20 protein-coding genes are annotated in these 19,666 nt (G+C 56.4%); 10 read left to right on the plus strand and 10 right to left on the minus strand.

Translation table 11 applies throughout. The annotated features are described in order from the left end of the window. Positions 1-29: 29 nt before the first annotated feature. From leuD to ACR0JE_RS13665, 5 genes are all read right to left on the minus strand, one after another. Entirely contained in the window at positions 30-635 is a 606-nt protein-coding gene (gene leuD, locus ACR0JE_RS13645; protein ID WP_480864541.1) for a 3-isopropylmalate dehydratase small subunit, read from the minus strand. Positions 636-677: 42 nt separating this feature from the next. Continuing rightward, positions 678-1,220, minus strand: coding sequence for an HdeD family acid-resistance protein (locus ACR0JE_RS13650; RefSeq protein ID WP_480864542.1), 543 nt, complete (start codon positions 1,218-1,220; stop codon positions 678-680). Between the two features lie 37 nt (positions 1,221-1,257). Next, on the minus strand, positions 1,258-2,661 hold the full coding sequence (leuC, locus tag ACR0JE_RS13655; protein WP_480864543.1) for a 3-isopropylmalate dehydratase large subunit: 1,404 nt from the start codon (positions 2,659-2,661) through the stop codon (positions 1,258-1,260). Between the two features lie 164 nt (positions 2,662-2,825). Further along, positions 2,826-3,122 carry a helix-turn-helix domain-containing protein gene (locus tag ACR0JE_RS13660; protein ID WP_480864544.1) on the minus strand — a complete coding sequence of 99 codons (297 nt, stop codon included), beginning with the start codon at positions 3,120-3,122 and terminating at the stop codon, positions 2,826-2,828. After that, positions 3,068-3,574, minus strand: coding sequence for a hypothetical protein (locus tag ACR0JE_RS13665; protein ID WP_480864545.1), 507 nt, complete (start codon positions 3,572-3,574; stop codon positions 3,068-3,070). The genes ACR0JE_RS13660 and ACR0JE_RS13665 overlap by 55 nt, the downstream gene beginning before the upstream one ends. Before the next feature lie 295 nt (positions 3,575-3,869). Between ACR0JE_RS13665 and rsfS the strand changes: the two genes are divergently transcribed. Genes rsfS through ACR0JE_RS13680 form a run of 3 tightly spaced genes read left to right on the plus strand, consistent with a single transcriptional unit; the run spans position 3,870 to position 5,245 of the window. Continuing rightward, positions 3,870-4,232 carry a ribosome silencing factor gene (gene rsfS, locus ACR0JE_RS13670; protein ID WP_480545259.1) on the plus strand — a complete coding sequence of 121 codons (363 nt, stop codon included), beginning with the start codon at positions 3,870-3,872 and terminating at the stop codon, positions 4,230-4,232. A gap of 44 nt (positions 4,233-4,276) precedes the next feature. Further along, positions 4,277-4,747, plus strand: a complete 471-nt coding sequence (gene rlmH / locus ACR0JE_RS13675) for a 23S rRNA (pseudouridine(1915)-N(3))-methyltransferase RlmH (protein ID WP_480864546.1) — start codon at positions 4,277-4,279, stop codon at positions 4,745-4,747. Between the two features lie 12 nt (positions 4,748-4,759). Then, entirely contained in the window at positions 4,760-5,245 is a 486-nt protein-coding gene (locus ACR0JE_RS13680) for a flavodoxin family protein (protein ID WP_480864547.1), read from the plus strand. A 3-nt stretch (positions 5,246-5,248) separates the two neighbouring features. Here ACR0JE_RS13680 and ACR0JE_RS13685 read toward each other — a convergent pair whose 3' ends face one another. Beyond that, positions 5,249-5,596 (minus strand): hypothetical protein, encoded by a 348-nt coding sequence (locus tag ACR0JE_RS13685; RefSeq protein WP_480864548.1) that lies wholly within the window; start codon positions 5,594-5,596, stop codon positions 5,249-5,251. Between the two features lie 35 nt (positions 5,597-5,631). Next, complete coding sequence (locus ACR0JE_RS13690) at positions 5,632-6,330, minus strand: DUF599 domain-containing protein (protein WP_480864549.1); 699 nt, start codon at positions 6,328-6,330, stop codon at positions 5,632-5,634. An 82-nt stretch (positions 6,331-6,412) separates the two neighbouring features. Between ACR0JE_RS13690 and ACR0JE_RS13695 the strand changes: the two genes are divergently transcribed. The 6 genes from ACR0JE_RS13695 to ACR0JE_RS13720 all read left to right on the plus strand — a co-directional run bounded on the left by ACR0JE_RS13695 (position 6,413) and on the right by ACR0JE_RS13720 (position 12,655). Further along, on the plus strand, positions 6,413-7,861 hold the full coding sequence (locus ACR0JE_RS13695; protein WP_480864550.1) for an FAD-linked oxidase C-terminal domain-containing protein: 1,449 nt from the start codon (positions 6,413-6,415) through the stop codon (positions 7,859-7,861). A gap of 64 nt (positions 7,862-7,925) precedes the next feature. Continuing rightward, positions 7,926-9,026 (plus strand): FAD-binding protein, encoded by a 1,101-nt coding sequence (locus ACR0JE_RS13700; protein ID WP_480864551.1) that lies wholly within the window; start codon positions 7,926-7,928, stop codon positions 9,024-9,026. Positions 9,027-9,030: 4 nt separating this feature from the next. Beyond that, a complete protein-coding gene (gene glcF / locus ACR0JE_RS13705) occupies positions 9,031-10,350 on the plus strand; it encodes a glycolate oxidase subunit GlcF (RefSeq protein ID WP_480864552.1) in 1,320 nt (439 codons plus the stop codon). Positions 10,351-10,567: 217 nt separating this feature from the next. Beyond that, positions 10,568-11,251: a trypsin-like serine peptidase gene (locus tag ACR0JE_RS13710; RefSeq protein ID WP_480864644.1), complete on the plus strand. Its 684-nt coding sequence runs from the start codon at positions 10,568-10,570 to the stop codon at positions 11,249-11,251. Then, positions 11,248-12,063: a trypsin-like serine peptidase gene (locus ACR0JE_RS13715; RefSeq protein ID WP_480545225.1), complete on the plus strand. Its 816-nt coding sequence runs from the start codon at positions 11,248-11,250 to the stop codon at positions 12,061-12,063. Before ACR0JE_RS13710 ends, ACR0JE_RS13715 begins: the two co-directional genes overlap by 4 nt. A 124-nt stretch (positions 12,064-12,187) precedes the next feature. Beyond that, positions 12,188-12,655 (plus strand): Hsp20 family protein, encoded by a 468-nt coding sequence (locus tag ACR0JE_RS13720; RefSeq protein ID WP_480545224.1) that lies wholly within the window; start codon positions 12,188-12,190, stop codon positions 12,653-12,655. Positions 12,656-13,281: 626 nt separating this feature from the next. Here ACR0JE_RS13720 and ACR0JE_RS13725 read toward each other — a convergent pair. Continuing rightward, entirely contained in the window at positions 13,282-14,316 is a 1,035-nt protein-coding gene (locus ACR0JE_RS13725; protein WP_480864553.1) for an AraC family transcriptional regulator, read from the minus strand. Between the two features lie 260 nt (positions 14,317-14,576). Here ACR0JE_RS13725 and ACR0JE_RS13730 point away from each other — a divergent pair, with 260 nt between their 5' ends. Further along, complete coding sequence (locus ACR0JE_RS13730) at positions 14,577-15,233, plus strand: hypothetical protein (protein WP_480864554.1); 657 nt, start codon at positions 14,577-14,579, stop codon at positions 15,231-15,233. Positions 15,234-15,788: 555 nt separating this feature from the next. Here the strand turns inward: ACR0JE_RS13730 and ACR0JE_RS13735 are convergent. Both ACR0JE_RS13735 and ACR0JE_RS13740 read right to left on the minus strand, forming a co-directional pair. Further along, complete coding sequence (locus ACR0JE_RS13735) at positions 15,789-17,972, minus strand: esterase-like activity of phytase family protein (protein WP_480864555.1); 2,184 nt, start codon at positions 17,970-17,972, stop codon at positions 15,789-15,791. Between the two features lie 131 nt (positions 17,973-18,103). Continuing rightward, positions 18,104-19,579 (minus strand): NAD-dependent succinate-semialdehyde dehydrogenase, encoded by a 1,476-nt coding sequence (locus tag ACR0JE_RS13740; RefSeq protein WP_480864556.1) that lies wholly within the window; start codon positions 19,577-19,579, stop codon positions 18,104-18,106. Between the last annotated feature and the right edge of the window lie 87 nt (positions 19,580-19,666).

Here is a 19,666-nt window from a genome sequence, read left to right on the forward strand (position 1 = left end):
GTTGAGTGCCCACAGAATCATCCACAGAATCATACCCAGGGTCGGGCCTGACTCGCGTGATCCTCGAACTTGTCGATGTGGTGGTCTTTTTCCATCGTCAGGCCGATATCATCCAGACCGTTCAACAGGCAGTGCTTACGGTGAGGGTCGATGTCAAACTCGATAACCACCCCGTCCGATGTGGTGATCTGCTGATCTTCCAGATGCACGGTCATACGGGCATTTTCGCCCTTGTGCGCATCGTCCATCAGAACCGAATGATGCTCTTCTTCAACCACGATGGGCAGGATGCCATTCTTAAAGCAGTTGTTGAAGAAGATGTCAGCAAAGCTGGTCGAGATCACAACCTTGATCCCAAAATCCTTGATCGCCCAAGGTGCGTGTTCGCGCGACGAGCCGCAGCCAAAATTGTCACCTGCCACCAGAATCTCGGTGTTGCGATAAGCGGGTTTGTTCAGAACAAACTCTTCGTTCTCGCCGCCGTGATCATGATAGCGCATCTCATCAAACAGAACGACGCCAAGGCCGGACCGTTTGATGGTTTTCAGATGCACTTTGGGGATGATCATATCGGTGTCGATATTGATCAGTGGCATTGGGGCGGCCACCCCGTGGACTTTGTCAAACTTTTCCATGTCTACACTCCTGCGGGGTAGGGCCGCGCCCGTGTCCCGCTTTTAAGTCTCAGTCAATTCCTTGGGTGCGTTCTTGATGAAGAGCGCCATGAAGACCAATCCGAACCCGTTAAACAGCATCTCGATGCCCAGCAGGATCCCCAGCAAGCTCAGCAATGCCGCCGGTTCCGCTGTTGCATAAGACCAGATGATACCGGCAAGGATGATCGACAAGATGCCAGAGATCAGCGTGGGCCAGTAGAACTGTGTGCCTTTCATTTGGAACGACAGAACAACCCGCGCAATGCCGCCTGCCATGAACAGGATCAGCATCACGGTTGCCAGAGTCAGCGTGCCTTCCAACGGGTGAGCCCAAAAGGACCAGCCCAAAAACAGCATGACCGCACCCATGATGAGCGACAGAACCTTGTTGCCGGTGCCCTCTACGGTGAACCCGCCGACCACTTGCAGCGCGCCAGAAATCAACAGCAACACCCCGGTTACCACTGTTACGGCCAACGACGCAGCAACAGCGTTGCCCAAAGCGAACACGCCGAATGCGATGGACAGCAGTCCAAGCACCAGCCATTTGATCCAGTCACTCATGTTATCTATTCCTCAAAAATCTAGATTTGAGGGCAGCTTACATCAATTCACGAACGTCTGTCAGCCGTCCCGTGATCGCCGCAGCGGCAGCCATCGCCGGGCTCAGCAGGTGGGTGCGTCCGCCCCGACCCTGACGGCCTTCGAAATTGCGGTTCGAGGTCGCGGCACAGCGTTCGCCCGGCTGCAACTGGTCGGGATTCATCGCCAGACACATCGAACATCCTGCCAGACGCCATTCAAACCCGGCCTCCTTGAAGATCTCGGCCAGACCTTCTTCTTCAGCCTGAGCGCGCACGAGACCCGAACCGGGGACGACCATGGCGCGCATACCGTCCTTGATCTTCTTGCCCTTCAGGATCTCAGCCGCAGCACGCAGGTCTTCGATCCGGCCGTTGGTGCAGGAGCCGATGAAAACAGTGTCGATTTCGACATCACTCAGCTTTTGACCCGCTTCCAGACCCATGTATTCGATAGAACGGCGAGCCGCATCGACCTTGCCGCCTTCGAAATCTTCGGGGTTCGGCACGGTTGCGGTGATCGGCAGCACGTCCTCGGGGCTGGTACCCCAGGTGACGACCGGCGCGATATCTTCACCGCGCAGGGTCACGACCTTGTCGAAATGCGCGCCGTCATCGGTATAGAGCGTTTTCCACCAGTCCATCGCGGCTTCCCACTGGGCGCCTTTGGGCGCATGCGGGCGGCCTTTGACATATTCAAAGGTGGTCTCATCCGGCGCGATCAAGCCTGCGCGCGCGCCACCTTCAATCGCCATGTTGCAGACGGTCATGCGGCCTTCCATTGACAGATCACGGATGGCTTCGCCGCAATATTCGATGACATAACCTGTGCCGCCAGCAGTACCGGTCTCGCCGATCACAGCCAGGGTGATGTCTTTAGCGGTCACGCCCGGCTGCAATTTGCCGGTGATTTCCACCTTCATATTCTTGGATTTCTTCTGGATCAGGGTCTGCGTGGCCAGAACGTGCTCAACCTCGGATGTGCCGATGCCGTGTGCCAGCGCACCAAACGCACCGTGGGTCGCCGTGTGGCTGTCGCCGCACACAACGGTCATGCCGGGCAGGGTCCAACCCTGCTCGGGGCCGACGATGTGGACGATGCCCTGACGAACGTCATGCACAGGGTAGTAGTGAATGCCAAAATCCTTGGCGTTCTTATCCAGCGCTTCAACCTGAATGCGCGATTCCGGGTTCTCAATTCCGTTCACACGATCCGGCGTGGTGGGCACATTATGGTCGGGCACGGCAATTGTCTTTTCCGGTGCGCGTACCTGACGTCCCGCCATACGCAGGCCCTCGAACGCCTGTGGGCTGGTGACTTCGTGCACCAGATGGCGGTCGATATAAAGCAGGCAGGTGCCATCATCGGCTTCATGCGCGACATGGGCATCCCAGATCTTGTCATAGAGTGTTTTGGGGGACATCTGTCCTCTCCCCGTATGTAATGAGAAATAGCTGGCGAGGTGGCTTAGGCCGCGGGTAGGCGGGCCAGAACCGTGCGGGCAGCCCCATAGAACCTCTCGCGCAGGCGCGCGCGATCTTCTAGATTTTGTTCTTGGGCCACATTGAGTCTCATGGGCACCAGATACTATCCGCTTGAGATTGGTTCAAGGGAAATGGACGGGTCGTCTATCATGGCTTCCAGCAAGTCGCCCGGTTGGCAGTCTAAGACCTGGCACAACTTGGCAAGTGTTTCGAACCGCACACCTTTGACTTTGCCGGATTTCAAAAGACTCAAATTCTGCTCTGTGATGCCGATCGCCAATGCAAGGTCACGCCCCTTGATCTTGCGTTTGGCCATCATGACATCAAGCCGCACGATTATCTGCATCAAACGAATTCCCGATTCTCGCGATCGATCGATACGGCTTCGGCAAAGATCCATCCAATCAGATAGACAAGCCCCGCGCATAGCAGCATGAGAAGGTCTGATGAGCCAAAACTCACCACTAGGCTACGATCTCCGCTGGCTTTTCCGATGCTTTCAGCAAGGCTGATCAATGTGTTGTCAAAGGATTGGAACACAGCGAGCGCCAGTATCGCCCGTCCCAAACGCTGCACGTTTTCCGTAGTCTCAGGCACGAGAACAGCGCCGCGTACGCAGTCTTTTAGGATTGAGCGCAGGATCCATAGCATTCGGATCAACAATGCCAACCCAATCGCTGCGATCACCGCCAAAGCAATGAAACGGACGAAATGCGCATCGGACCATGCCTTGGACAAAGAAGGAATTTCACCGCTGACGGCTGCGTAGATCGCCAAAGCCGGGATCACGAAGATCGCGCCATTGGTTAGTCGGTTAAGCCATTTCGCCATATGTGTAACGCGGTGTCGCATGAGCTTATCTCTTTCAAGCAATAATTTATTATATAACAGTAAAGAATGATTCGAAAGAATGAAATTTTAGGCTCTTATTGGTGCTATGCCCCTACTTTTTGGCCAACAAATTATGCATCGATGCACCAGATTCGATTTGAACAAAGATTGCATTCGGGCCTTCATTGAAATGTCACGGGGCGCTTGTTACTTTATGACTATCCCGGCGCCGGGGATTTGGCGGCGTATAGCAAAGGAGGACTATGTCCTGTCTCTACATACCCAGGCGGGTTTGCCTGCCGAAGACGGGGCCGCAGTGATGGCCCACTCTCAGTCAATCAGCGACAAGCTGCTTGAACGCATCCTTTCCTCACTTTCCGATGACAAGGCCGAAGATGTCGTGCAGATCAATCTGCGTGGTAAGTCCTCGGTTGCGGATCACATGGTGATTGCTTCGGGTCGGTCGACCCGCCAGGTCGCGGCCATGGCGGAAAAGCTGACGGATCGCATCAAGCAGGAGTTTGGTTTCACCTCGAAGGTCGAAGGCAAGGATGCCGGCGACTGGGTGTTGATCGATACGGGCGATGTGATCGTCCATATCTTCCGCCCCGAAGTGCGTGAATTCTACCAGCTGGAAAAGATGTGGCAGCCTGCGGGCGGCAGCGCCTCAGCTAACTGAGGCGCCATCCCGGCCTGTATTGAAGGGCCGAAGGCGAGAGAGATATGCGTATCAGCATAGTTGCGGTCGGGCGATTGCGCGCCGGACCCGAGAAGTCCCTGCTTGACGATTACCTGACCCGTTTCGACCGCACCGGCCGTGGCCTGGGCCTTGGTCCTGCGCGGGTGATCGAGGTTGAAGACAAGAAAAACGCAGGGATGGGGGCCGAGGCCGGGTTACTGCGCAAGGCGCTGCCCAAAGGAGCGGTGATCTGTACGCTGGATGAGCGCGGACGGTTGATGTCCTCACCGGATTTTGCCCAAAAGCTGGGGAACTGGCGCGACGCTGGGCGGCAGGATCTGGCGCTGATCATCGGCGGAGCCGACGGAATAGACCCTAATCTGCGGGCCGGGGCCGATTTTTCCATCTCATTTGGGTCGATGGTCTGGCCCCATATGCTGGTCCGTGTGATGCTGGCCGAGCAACTGTATCGGGCCGCAACCATCTTGTCGGGCGGCCCCTATCACCGGGTTTAAAACGAGTCTGACATGGCGCAGCTTCTGATTGTCTATCATTCACGCACTGGCGGTGCCCGGCAAATGGCTGAGGCGGCAGCTGAGGCGGGTGGGGATGAGGCAGGTATCGTCTTGAAAACCGCTGATCAGGCCGGGCCCGAAGACTTGCTGGCCGCCGACGGCTACATTTTCTGCGCCCCCGAAAACCTCGCCGCAATTTCGGGCCTTATGAAAGAGTTCTTCGATCGCAGCTACTATCCAGTTCTGGGCCGGATCGAGGGTCGCCCCTACGCACAGATGATCTGCGCCGGGTCCGACGGAGAGAATGCCGCACGCCAAACCGCCCGCATCGCCACCGGCTGGCGGTTGAAAGAAGTGCAGCCGCCGCTGATCCTGTGCACCCATGCGCAGACGCCCGAGGCGATACTGGCCGAGAAGGTCATCCCCGAAAATGAGTTGGATAAATGCCGCGAAATTGGCGCAGCGATGGCAGCAGGTCTAAGCCTAGGGGTGTTCTGACCCTCAGTTCAGGTCGATCACGGTGGTGTCGTCGCTCCACCCCCCGACATTGTCCCGAGCTTGGATCTGGACCTGGGTGGTGCCTTCTGGAATGGCAACTCCGCCAAGGGATCGGGTGAAGGGCTGTTCATCAACATGCGGGTGGTGCAACACGCGCATTCCCAATTCGGTCCCGTCCATGTCCAAAACACGCCAGCCGTCTGCGTAATCGTCCCAGCCTGTGTCCGGGTGCCGGATGGTGACGTCGAATCGCCAGCTTTCACCGCTGCGCTGGGCGGTAACGTTTTCGATCACCGGAGCATCGGCAAAGGCAGGGGTGGCCAGCAGGGCGTAAAGAACAAGGTATCTCATGTGGTGATCTTACCTTGTCTTGCCCACCATGACGATCACGATCCGGTGTCGAGCAAAATCGTGCGCGATTGCGATGCAAATTCCCGCCGATAGAGCATGGCCATCGTGATCATCGTGCCCAGAATCAACGGGATTGGTCCCAATATCCAAGCCGCGGCGGCCAGGGCAAAATAGGTAGCACGTAGCGCGCGGTTGAAACTGCGCGCCGCGGTGACACAGATCTCGGCTGCCTGTGCGGCGCGTGGGTAAGCTGTGGGGTCGTCAGGCTCATTCGGGACTGCGGCCATCAGCACCGCGCAATAGCCGAACAGGCGATGTGCCCAGACGTATTTCAGGAATGCATTGGCCAGAAACAGAAGGATGATCAATATCTTGACCTCCCATACCAATGCGGGTGCTGTACCCAGTGCCAAATCCTCGGCCAGCCCGGCCAAACGCTGAGGATTGCCCAACAAGGCGAGCCCTCCGCCGATAGCGATCATAGTAGTCGAGGCAAAAAACGTGCTTCCCTGCCGCATCGTGCCAACCACTTGCGCATCGAACATGCGCGGCTGTCGGGTGACCATTTCCTTCATCCAGTCCCGGCGATAGCCATCCATGATACGACTGACCGAAGGCTTCTGGGCGGAGGCGTTTTCAACCCGCCAACCGATCCAAAGCCAGGACCCCAGCAACAGCAGCAAAGCGGCATAGTCGGGCAGGGAAAAAGGAAGGGATTGAGCGATCCAGGACATGACTGCGACACTAAGTCGGAAGATCGAAACTTGCCAGATGCAGAAATTGGTAATATTATTTTACCAAATTGGAGGATCAGTTATGGAAATGCCCCAGCCAAATCCCGATGTGCTTGCGCGAAAGCACCGCGTTCGGGCGCGACTGCAGCGAGTTTTGCCTGAGGACGCTGTGATCCACGACCCGGCTGAGACACGCGCCTATGAATGTGACGCGTTGACCGCGTATCGTTGCCCGCCGATGCTGGCGGTTCTTCCGTCGACGACACAAGAGGTTTCGGATGTTTTGCGCATCTGCCACGAGGAGGACGTGCCGGTGGTTCCGCGCGGCGCGGGAACGTCGCTAGCGGGTGGTGCGCTGCCGACGGCGGATTGCGTGATTCTGGGTGTGGCGCGCATGAACGACGTGCTGGAGACCGATTATGACAACCGCTTTATCCGCGTTCAGACCGGCCGCACCAATCTGAGCGTAACCGGAGCGGTTGAGGAAGAAGATTTCTTTTATGCACCGGACCCTTCGTCGCAGTTGGCTTGTGCAATTGCGGGGAACATCGCGATGAATTCGGGTGGGGCGCATTGTCTGAAATACGGCGTGACCACGAACAACCTGCTGGGTGTCAAGATGGTGATGATGGATGGACGCGTGGTCGAGATCGGCGGCGCGCATCTGGATTCCGGCGGGCTGGACTTGTTGGGGGTTATCTGCGGCTCGGAAGGGCAGTTGGGCGTGGTGACTGAGGCGACGCTGCGTATCCTGCGCAAGCCCGAAGGCGCGCGGCCTGTGCTGATGGGGTTCGATGACAATGAGGTGGCCGGTCAGTGCGTTTCGGACATCATAAAATCGGGCATCCTGCCGGTGGCGATAGAGTTCATGGACCGCCTGTGTATTCAGACCTGCGAGAACTTTGCCAATGCTGGATATCCCGATTGCGAAGCTTTGCTGATTGTCGAGGTTGAAGGCTCACAAAAGGAGATTGACGACCAACTGGCAAAAATCATCGAGATTGCCAACCGCCACAACCCTGTCGAGTTGCGTGAAAGCCAGTCACCCGAAGAAAGCGCCAAGATCTGGTTGGGTCGGAAGTCGGCCTTTGGCGCGATCGGGCAACTAAACGATTACATGTGCCTCGATGGTACGATTCCGGTGTCGTCTCTGCCCGAAGTGCTGCGGCGCATTGGTGAGTTGAGCAAGGACTACGGTCTGTCAGTCGGAAATGTGTTCCACGCGGGCGACGGGAACATGCACCCTCTGATCCTGTTTGACGCCAACAAACCCGGTGATCTGGAGAAATGCGAGGCCTTTGGTGCGGATATCCTGAAGCTGTGTGTCGATGTCGGTGGCTGCCTTACCGGAGAACATGGGGTGGGTATCGAAAAGCGGGATCTGATGTCGCATCAATATACGCCTGCAGACCTTGAGGCGCAGATGGCGGTGAAGGACGTGTTTGATCCGCAATGGCTGCTGAATCCGGCCAAGGTGTTTCCGCTGGATGTGTCCGAAGCCCGCCGCGTGGCGCAGATGGCGGCGGAATAGGACGCTCTGCCCCCGTCGCGCTCTGCGCGCCTCCCCCGAGGTATTTTTGAACAGAAGAAGTGACATGAGACCTGAGACAGAGATGGAACTGGCCGATATCGTGGCCGGGTTGAACGAGCCGGTGCGTATTCAAGGCGGAGGAACGCGCGGCGTGTTTGGGCCTGAACCGGTTTTGAGTACGGCGGGGTTGAATGGAATTTCGCTCTATGAGCCGGGCGCGCTGACTTTGGTGGCGCAGGCCGGGACACCGGTGGCAGAGGTCGAAGCAGCACTGGCAGCGGAAGGTCAGCAACTGGCGTTTGAGCCTGCGGACTATCGTGCATTGCTGGGCAGTGCGGGCGAGCCGACGATTGGTGGCGTTGTGGCTGCCAATATCTCGGGCCCGCGGCGGATACAGGCCGGGGCGTGCCGGGATTTTCTGCTGGGTGTGCGGTATGTCGACGGGCGGGGGCAAATCATCAAAAACGGCGGGCGAGTGATGAAGAATGTCACCGGCTATGATTTGGTCAAGCTGATGGCCGGGTCTTGGGGCACGTTGGGAGTGCTGGGCGAGGTGTCTCTGAAAGTGCTGCCAAAGCCAGAGGCTGTGGCAGTATTAGGCATGCCAGTCACGCAGGTGTCCGCCGCAGTTCAGATGCTGTCGGCCGCGTTGAAATCCCCGTTTGAGGTGAGCGGTGCCGCTTATGATCCCGAATTGGGTCAGGCTCTGTTGCGGATCGAAGGGTTTGCCGACTCGGTCGCGTATCGGATCGATCAATTGCAACGTGAGCTTTCCGTGTATGGCGAGGCTGCCCAGATCGAAGGGCCAGAGGAAACATGGCGCGCGATCCGGGATGTGGGCAGGTTTGCCGACAAAGAAGGTGATGTTTGGCGCATTTCCATAAAACCCTCGGATGCGGCAGAGGTAGCGGCGCGGTTGGAAGCCAAAAACCTGCTGCTGGATTGGGGTGGCGGGCTTGTTTGGGCGCTTGTGGATGCGGGAACAGATATTCGCGCGCGACTGGGTGATTTCGATGGCCACGCCACGCTTGTTCGCGCAGTGCCAGAGACGATTCAAACACTTGGCCGGTTGCAGCCCGAGCCCGAACCGCTGGCAGGCTTAACGCGGGACTTGCGGCGGAAGTTCGATCCGAAAGGCCTTTTTAATCCGGGGCTTATGGGGTAGTCCGATGCAAACGACATTCACCGAAGACCAGCTGAAAGACCCGGGAACCCGGCGCGCAAATGAGATTCTGCGCAACTGTGTGCATTGCGGATTTTGCACGGCAACGTGCCCAACCTATCAGGTTCTGGGGGATGAGCTGGATAGCCCGCGAGGCCGGATTTACCTGATCAAGGATATGCTCGAGAATGAGCGTGTGCCGGATGAAAAGACGGTGAAACATATTGATCGGTGCCTGTCGTGTCTGGCCTGTATGACGACTTGTCCGTCAGGCGTGCACTATATGCATCTGGTCGATCACGCGCGGGAATACATCGAAAACAACTACAAACGCCCACTCTCTGATCGTGTCTTGCGCTGGGTTCTGGCGCAGATTCTACCCTATCCGATGCGGTTTCGCTGGGCGCTGATCGGGGCCAAGCTGGGGCGGCCTTTTCGGTCGCTGATGCCCGATCCGCGATTGCGGGCGATGTTGGACATGGCACCTAAATACATTCCTCCGGTCAGTCGGAATGATGATCCTCAAAGCTTTGCACCCAAAGCGCTGCGCAAGAAACGCGTCGCATTGATGACAGGCTGTGCGCAAAAGGCGCTGAACACCGATATCAATGATGCCACAATCCGGCTGTTGACCCGATTGGGATGCGAGGTTGTAGTGGCCGAAGGCGCAGGGTGCTGTGGCGCTCTGACCCACCACATGGGCAAAAGCCGCGACAGCCACGCCGCCGCTGCTGCAAACATCCGCGCCTGGACGCAGGAGATGAATGGGGATGGCCTGGATGCGATTGTGATCAACACCTCCGGCTGCGGCACGACCGTAAAAGATTACGGGCATATGTTCCGCAATGAGGATCTGGCAGAGGATGCAGCGCGAGTCTCACGCATGACTATGGATATCAGCGAGTTGCTGATGCAGCTGGATATGCCCGAACAGGGCGACCAGGGCCTGACGGTTGCATATCACGCGGCCTGTTCTTTGCAGCATGGGCAAAAGATCAAAAGTTACCCCAAGGACCTGTTGAAACGCGCGGGTTTCAAAGTGGTCGAACCTGCAGACAGCCATCTGTGCTGCGGCAGTGCCGGGACGTATAACCTGATGCAGCCCGAAATCTCTGCCAAGCTGAAAGACCGCAAGGTCAGAACATTGGAAGCCAAAAAACCTGATATCATCGCTGCAGGGAATATCGGGTGTATGATGCAGATTGGCTCGGCTACCGAGGTGCCGATTGTGCACACCGTCGAATTGTTGGATTGGGTCACAGGCGGGCCGAAACCACGGGCGTTGAGCACTGGGTATATGGCGTCCGATGTGCCAGTCTTGCGCTGAACCGGCGTGATGCACCGCCGCATCACGACCTGCAAATTCCCCGACCGCCCTATTTTCGCCGTACCCGCCCCGTAGGACAGTTGGCCGGGGGAATCGGGCGGAGTACCGCGTGCGAAACTGGATAAAAGCAATCGCGCTCTGTGTGCTGCCTATTGCGGCCACCGCGCAGGATAGTGGGCTGAAAAGCCTTGATACATCGGATTCCGGGCGGGATTGGATGGCTGTCGGGCGCCTGGACATCAAAGGTGTTGGGTTTTGCACCGGCACTCTGGTTGCACCAGATCTCGTGCTGACTGCCGCACATTGCATGTACAACAAATCCACGGGCCAACTTATCGATCCGGCGGATATGGAATTTCTCGCTGGCTGGCGCTTAGGTAGAGCGCTGGCCTATCGCGATGTGCGCCGCGTGGCGATTCATCCCGATTATAGTTTCCAAGCAAAGATATCCCAAAATAGCTTCGGTTGTGATGTTGCCTTGGTTGAGCTGTGGCAGCCTATCAGAAACATATCAGTATCTCCTTTTGAGATCGGTGCTGCGCCAAAGCGGGGCCAAAAGGTAGGTGTGGTCTCATATGCGCAAAATCGGGCCGAAGCTCCTTCGCTGCAACAGGTGTGCTCGGTCGTGAACCGGCAATCGGATGTTGTGGTGATGTCATGCGATGTGAATTTCGGATCATCGGGGGCGCCGGTGTTTCTGTTCTCTGAACCAGAACCGCAGGTTGTCTCGGTTATCTCTGCAAAGGCCAGCATGAATGGGGAAAGTGTGGCAATCGGTACGACTGTCGAGAAGGCGTTCGAATTGTTACAGGCTGAACTTGAGGCCGGACGTGGTATCGATTCATCCGCTTTGAGCGGCAGTGGCGGCAAAAATGTCGGAGCGAGGTTTATCAAGCCATGATCAAAACGATACTTACGGCTCTTTTCGGTCTCGCCCTTTTGACAACAACAGCCGAGGCGCAGGCCAACAAGCGCAAACTGACGGATCGTGAAGACCTGTACGGGTGGGAGGCGATCGGCCGGCTTGACGTTGGCACGCAGTCGTTTTGCACCGGGACATTGATCGCGCAGGATCTGGTTTTGACAGCGGCGCATTGTGCTTTGGACAGGGCAACCGGCAAGCCATATGTGCCCGGTGAAGTCACGTTTCGCGCTGGGCTGAGCAATGGCACTGCGCTGGCTGAACGCAAAGTGGTGCAAATCGTACCACATCCTGGCTATGACGCGGGCGCAGCTTTGTCCGTAGAGAATATTCGGGATGATGTTGCGCTGATGCGGCTGGAAGAACCGATCCCCTATTCGGTTGCTGACCCATTTGCCCTGCATGACGGGCGTGTTCCAAATGGGGAAATCAGCATTGCATCCTATGGTCGCGGACGGGCCGAGGCGATCACACGCGAACGGTCCTGCAGCATTCTGCAACGGCGTCTGGGGCTAATCACCTTCAACTGCGATATCACTTTTGGTTCGTCCGGTTCGGCGATCCTGGCAAAGAACGGCGCGCGTTGGCAGATTCTGTCGGTCGTATCGGCAGTCAGCGTGCGCGGTGGCGAGAAGATAGGGTTTGGGATGGAACTAAAAAATGTCGTCTCTGAGTTAAAGGCGATCATGCGCAGCAATGCGCCCAAACCCAAAGCCTCGATCCGTCGTTTGCAGGTGGGGTCCGACAAATCCAGCTCGGGCGCGAAATTCATCAGCTCGGGCGGGGGTTGAACTCAGTCAAATTGCTACCCATGTGAATTGTACCGGATCGCCACAGATGGGGTTCGGTATCTCTAATCGCCCGTCCAATTGGAGGGCTGAATTCGTAAATCGCTCAAGGATGAGGATACGACACATGCGTACTTTTGATTTTGCACCGCTGCACCGCGCCACTATTGGGTTTGACCAGATCGCAGACATGATGGACCGCGTTCTGACCAATGACGTCGCACAGCCCAGCTACCCCCCATACAACATCGAAAAAACCGATGCCGACACCTACCGGATTTCCGTGGCCGTCGCCGGTTTTTCCGAGGATGACCTGTCTGTCGAAGTGAAGGAAAATTCACTTGTCGTGGCAGGGAAGAAAGCCGCCGAGGACAAAGAGCGCAGCTATCTGCACCGTGGCATCGCCACCCGCGCGTTTGAGCGTCGCTTTGCGCTGGCAGACCATGTCCGCGTCACCGGCGCGAGCCATGAAAACGGCATGCTGAATATCGATCTGAAACGCGAAGTACCCGAGGCGCTGAAACCGCGCCGGATCGAGATTTCATCGTCCAAGGCAATCGAAAAAGATGTGGTTGATGCGAAGGCGGTCAACTAACACCTGAAAGTTCTGCGACAGTCGCCTCCTCCCAGACTGTCGCAACACACGCCCCGCGTTCCTCCAGACGCGGGGCGTTGTTTTTTCGGATCGGGATATTCGCAACGTGGGCGTTATTATCCTCTGTGGTTGAAGATCGAAGGATGCCAGTGGGGTCCATGCGCTGATATCAAAAATCCACGACTGGCGGCTTCGCTGCGGCGCTTGCTCGGATGACCGCAACGCTGAAAGCAACCCAGCCGCGATCCGGTGGGCTGGTCAAAAATACCGGGCAGCATGATGTTTTCTCGCAAAACCTTGACGTGCCAACGCAATAACTCTGCACAACAGATCGACATATTGAATGCATGCAGAGCGTATCAAATTCGCTTCACTGAAAGGAGCCAAGAGATGAAAAAGGTAATGATTACATCCGCCACCGTGTTCGCGCTTTTTGTAAGTGCGGGAGTATCTGTGGCGAGCCCATTGAGCGGCAATGGCCACCAAACCAGTGAATTGGATGGCTCTGGCTTTTTTGTGAACTCAGAGTATTCGCACGCGGATGATTGCGACTCGTGCACTGATGCCTGGTCATAGATGTGCCAAAGCGTTAACAGCGGGCGCCCGGCTGGACCTTGACAGGCACTCTAGCCCGCTCGAACGCTGCCCGGAGATTGGCCAGTCCAAGCTTTATAGGCATTGGTAAACGCAGCCTGATCAGAGTAGCCGAGCGCAAATGCAATTTCAGAAATACTCAGCTTGGGATCATCAAGATACTGTTCGGCCAGTCTTTTGCGAATATCCTTGAGAAGCTGCTTGTAGGTCGTGTCTTCTTTGGCAAGTTTGCGCCCAAGTGTGCTGACACTCATCCCAAGCGTCTTGGCGATTTCATCTTGTGTTGGCGCGCTAAATGACAGTCGCGACGTAATTTCACCCTGAACCAACGAGCTTGTTTCTCCGATGGCTGGCGGCAAATCCTTCATCAGGCTTTGTACATGCGTTTCAAGATGCAAAAGCAACGCAGGATCTGTGTCCTTGATCGGAATGTCTATTACTGCCTTATCAAATAGTATACCTGGAACCCTTTGATTATGTTTGACATTGACAGAGAGTGCGTCGGAGATCTGAGTTTTCTTTTCTGTGGTCAATTCGTGCGGAAAACGTAACTCGAGCACTGGCAGCGGTGTCTCGGCGGCAATCTGAAGACTGGTTAGCAGGGCGGAAATTCGAAATTCATTGTGCGCCCCATCAGCATGCATAAGCTGTGCTTCGGAATCTATCTGCAAGAACATGCCAAGCTCTTCTTCATAGAATGACAGTTTGGCGAAGCTCCGCGCCAAACGGGCGTAGTTGGCCGCTTTCTCGATTGCCTCACCAACGGTTGGGGAATTCAAAACGACATAGCTGAGAAGTGTTGTCTTTCGCGGGTTGAACGTCATCCCCGCAGAGATTGCAAACATGGGGTCGCTGCATTCTTCGATGGCAAGTTCCAACAGACGCAGCTCATTCCGCACATCAACAGAATTCGGAGGAGTTTCATGCGCATCTACGGGAAGATTGGCCGATCTCAGAAGCGCAGCGATATCTGAACCACGATTGTCTAGCAGTTTGGCTATGTGATGCACGCCAAAACCGGGAACACTCCAAGTCTGACTATCAGACGTCATGTTGTTTTCTTTCATGTTGGTATGCCGTCTGAAACCCAGGAACAGGACCAAGCCGGGCCTTTTTCTATTGAATACAATAATAAGCGATGCGCAAAGGCCATGCCAGGCAATCGTTTACTTGCTGTCAGAGACAGAAAATTGAAGCACCGCGTCACGCAGTTGAACAACAGCTTGGCAATTTGACGGAAATTACCAAAAAACTGAGCTCCCCTCACAATAACAAAAGCTGTCTTGTTCTTAGGTTGGAGATGTAACCGCAAGGTAAGGAGGAAAAAATGGAACACTTCAACGCAATTAAGAAACTCATTGTCGCGCCAGCATTGGTAATCGCTCTGACCGCAGGATCTGCCATGGCGAGACCGGGTCATCACTCTGGTGGTCATGTTCATCATGGCGCTCAGATCAGCCAGTCGGAAGCGGCCCGGGACACGGCAGGCCAAGGCGCGGATACGACTACAACTGTCGTTGGGAAAGTCGTGAACCTCATTGCCAATCTCTCTCCGTTAGATGCGACGCAAGATATGGGCACCCCGCAGGAGTTCCAGGCTGTTCCCGGCAAAGGTGTCGCTCCGAACACTGATCTTTCTCAGCCTGAGGCCACGCAGAGTTCGGAAGGTCCAGTTTTCGACAAGGTTGAGAAATCGTCTGTGTCACAGAAGGCCAGCGGTGACTATTACCTGGGTGGTGAAGCACATTTTCAATCTGCTCACACGGCTAATGATACCGGACCTATTGATGCCAACGCGCGTGTTGGGACTGTGGATGGATCCATCGAACAGAACGCTGAACAAAAGGTTCAAGACATGTCTGGAGGTCAGTACATTGATGCGTTTGGAAAAGCCGTAGGGGGCGTACTTAAATTCAAGCAATGGCAAGATAATCCCACCAAACCCCCAATCGGTCGTAATACTGCCGATGCAGCAACGTTTTAAGCTGCTCGAACTGGGATAGGTCATAGCGACAAAGCGCTCTATCTCTTTCGAACCTCCAAGGCGCCTAAACAACGCAGTCCACCGCAATTAGATGTCCAAATCCAAGGTGGCTGGGTCATTGGTTGACCCAGCTATCTAAGGTTATTTGAGAGAGACCCAAAAAGCGATAAATCGCCGCGCACGACTAGGATCAAGCCGCGCTGGCGTTGCCCAGCGTTCGGCGAACTAGACCCGGACACTGCCCGGGCATCCAGAAGGATATTTGGAAGGTTTTGCAAACATTTATGGCGATGCAGCAAAGCTTATCCGGGGAGGAAAACTCGACGTTTCATTACCCGGAATAAACGACGGAATACATGGTCTTCGATTTATCGACGCTTGCGTCGAGTCAAGTCAGCGAAACACGAGCTGGGTAAGTCTTGCCACTTAGTAGGCTACGCTATCGGCACCCCAGTATCGTTTCGTTCATCAGCTGTTCTACGCATTAAGCCGACGCCATGAATAAACTGACCCCGCACGGTTTAGTGCGGGGTCCTTCAACGTTTTGAGAGCAAGTTAATTCCCAGCCGAAACCGACCCGATCGACCAGAACATTGTCTCGCCCGAGGCATCGTCAACGCCGTCATTGTCGGTCATCACGAACGCTTCGCCCGAGGGCAGGATGGCAAGACCTTCGATTTTATCCAGAACGTAGCCGCCGGTTGATGTCAGGTCGGGCAGCAGGTCGCGGACCTCTTGCTTGCTGACAACAGGCAGTTCACCGCCCAGCGGGGCTGGGGTCATTTCCGACAGCGGGATGCGATAGACCTTTTTGGTCACGGCGCGGTGGTCATGCTGGTTGTCGCGTTCGATGACATAGACATGATCGCCATAGGCCACAATTTCCGACAGACCAACCCAGCCTGTTTCTGGATCTGCCTTTGGATAGTGCACAGCACCCCATTCCTTGGTGTCCAGATTATATGCAACCAGCTTCACGTGGTTCTCCGGGTCGTCTTTCCATTCGCGCTGAACGGCCATCCACAGGGTATCGCCCACCTTGGTGATGCCCTCGAAGCCGAAACGCTTCTCAACCGCCATCAGTTCCGGCGGCAGACCGATCTCGCCCTTGCGGTCCTTGATCAGACCATCGGCTGAAACGTGGTAGATCGCGTGCGGGATGACGCGGTCGGTGCGGCCTTCGGAGGCGACATAGAAACCGCCCTTGCCATCCAGAGTGATGCCTTCCAGGTCCAGTTTCTGCGCCGGGTTGCCATCCTGACGGTGGATGCGGATCACATCGACAATGCGCGCCGGGGTCTGGCTGGGGTCGATCTTGAAGATCGACGGCTGGAAGCCGTAGAAGCTGTCGTTGACCGCATAGATCATGCCGTCTTCATCCGCCACCAGACCGGACAGAGCTCCCCAACCAATCAGCTCATCTGCACCTGCGGAGGTCAAATGCGGATAGTTGGCGGGGGCGTCTTGGTATTCAAAGATCGAGACATGCGCGCGCGGGCCGCCATCTTCGATCAGGTCTTTTTCATTGGCCGACACCAGCAGATTGCGATCGGGGATTGCCACATAACCTTCCGGCCCAACGCCTGAGGGCAGCAACTGTTTCAGAACCGGGTTGGCCGGATCGGTAGCGTCATAAACCCCCACGACCGAAGCGCGCTCGGCGCCCACAAAGATCATCGGCGTACCGCCGAAGGTCGCTGCTGTCACGCTTTCTGGCTCAACACCTTTGCTATCCGAGCGTTTGTCGGGGTAGTGGCCGATCTGGATGATGGCTTTCTCGAAATCGGTGCCGTTCTCATAAACAACGGTGCCGTCCTTATGGAAGATCGTCCAGCCACGTGAGCCACCCTCATAATCGCCTTCATTGGCGGTGGCGAAGTGATTGTCATCGATCCATTTCACCGCATCGGGTTCGCGCAGGCGACCGGGCTGGCTTTCCGTAAAGATCAACGCGCCGCGTTCGTCGGTGGCGTCGATGCCTTCCAGATCCACGCTGCCCGCCGAGAAATGGCTGATCACGGTGCCATCTTTGTCGACAACCGCGATGTGGTTGTTTTCCTGCAAGGTTACAACGGTTTCACCAAGGTCGTTGATGTCAACGAATTCCGGCTCGGGATCGGTCGGAGCAACCTCGGCCAGACCGGTCAGCGAGGCCATTTTCATGTCCGAACAGTCCAACGCGCCGTCTTTCAGCGGCACCAGTGCCAGCGAACCGGCGGGCAGCTGCGGGATAACACCGTCGTTCAGGTCTTCGTCACGCTCGTTTTCAATCGCAACGGCGACAAAGCTGGCATCAGGCGAAATGGCGACACTGTCGGGTTGACCGCCCAGATCACAAGCGCCGGTTTCCGCCTTGCCCGCGATATCGACCGAGATCAGCTTGCCCGACGGCGCAGTGTAGCTTTCCGATGTGTTCACGCCCACAAAGGCCGTTGTATCAATAATCCCAACCGAGGTCGGCTCGCCACCCACCTCCATCGCGCCCAGCGGTGCGGGCTTCGCCGGGTTGGTGATGTCGATCATACCGATCACGCCTAGCGGGCTGTCGGTATAAACCAGCGTCATCCCATCTGCGGTGGCCGCAATGATCTCGGGCGAGGTTTCGCGGGTGGTGTCCGCGCCTTCGGCCATGTTCTTGACGACCGGGAAAGATGCAATTCGGTTGAAGTTCATTTCTGCCATGGCCTGACCGGCGGTCAGGGCAAGGGCAGATGTCAGGCAGACAAAGCGCAATGACATCGGTAGGTATCCCCTCTTACTTGGATAAAAAGGGGATGACCTCAGGTCATTGCAGGGATGTGACGATTTGTTTGCAGTTTTGTGACAAACCAAATGGCTCCGGCGCTGCGCAGCGCCGGGGCCAGTTCAGATCAGACCGACAGACAGACGTATTTCATTTCCAGATAGTCTTCCATGCCATGATGGCTGCCTTCGCGGCCCAAGCCGGATTGTTTGACGCCGCCAAACGGCCCAAGCTCAGTCGAGATGATGCCGGTGTTCACGCCGACGATGCCATATTCCAGCGCCTCGGCCACTTTGTAGACGCGGCTCAGGTCCTTGGCGTAGAAATACGAGGCCAGACCAAAGATCGTGTCATTGGCCATGGCGATCACGTCATCTTCGTCTTCGAACTTGAACAATGGGGCCAGCGGGCCAAAGGTTTCGTCCTGCGCCACCATCATGTCCTGAGTCACGCCGGTCACGATGGTCGGCTGGAAGAAGGTGCCACCCAGATCATGGGGCAAACCGCCGGTCAAAACTGCGCCGCCTTTTTCGGTGACATCCTTGATATGCTCTTCAACCTTGGCGACGGCTTCGGCGTTAATCAGCGGGCCAGTTGTGGTGCCTTCGGTCAGGCCATCGCCGACCTTCAGCGCCTCGGTAGCCGCTTTCAGCTTGGCTGCGAATTCGTCGTAAACACCGGCCTGCACATAGATGCGGTTGGCGCAAACGCAGGTCTGGCCGTTGTTACGGAATTTACACATCATGGCGCCTTCGACGGCGGCATCCAGATCGGCATCGTCGAACACGATGAACGGTGCATTGCCGCCCAGTTCCATCGAGCATTTCATAACCTGATCCGCCGCCTGTCGCAGCAAGATGCGTCCCACTTCGGTCGAGCCGGTAAAGGTCAGTTTGCGTACGCCGGGGTTTTCGCAGAACTCCTTACCGACCTCGCTGGCGCTGGAGGATGGCACGACATTGAACACGCCTGCCGGGATGCCGGCCTGTTCGGCCAGCAATGCCAGAACTAACGCCGACAGGGGCGTTTCCGCCGCCGGACGTGCGACAAACGCGCAACCTGCAGCCAAAGCCGGGCCTGCCTTGCGGGTGATCATCGCATTCGGGAAGTTCCAAGGCGTGATCGACGCAGCCACACCAATGGGCTGTTTCAGCACCATGATCCGCTTGTCGCGCTGATGGCCTGGAATGGTCTCACCATAGACCCGCTTGGCTTCTTCGCCGAAAAACTCGATGAAAGACGCGCCATATGTGATCTCACCCACGGCCTCAGCCAGTGGCTTGCCTTGTTCGGCTGTCAAGATCTTGCCCAGATCCTCGGCGTTTTCCATCATCAAATCGAACCAGCGTCGCAGGATCACGGCGCGTTCCTTGCCGGTCAGCTTGGCCCATTCCTTTTGCGCGGCCTCAGCTTGGGCAATCGCCCCGGCAACCTGAGCGCGGCTGACATCTGCAACCTCAGCGACCACATCGCCGCGCGCAGGGTTGGTGACGGCAAAGGTGCCATCGTCCCCATCGATCCATTGCCCGCCGATATAGGCCTTGGTCACCAACAGGTCAGGGTTTTTCAGAATGGATTTCAGATCGGTTGTTGCGTCCAGCATGGGTCAGCCTCCGGCAGTTCTAGTGTTGCGCGCACTCAATCAGGTGAGGTTAGGATTGTCTATGTCCACTATAGCCATCGGATCAAT

Source organism: Ruegeria sp. H3 (assembly GCF_056533095.1).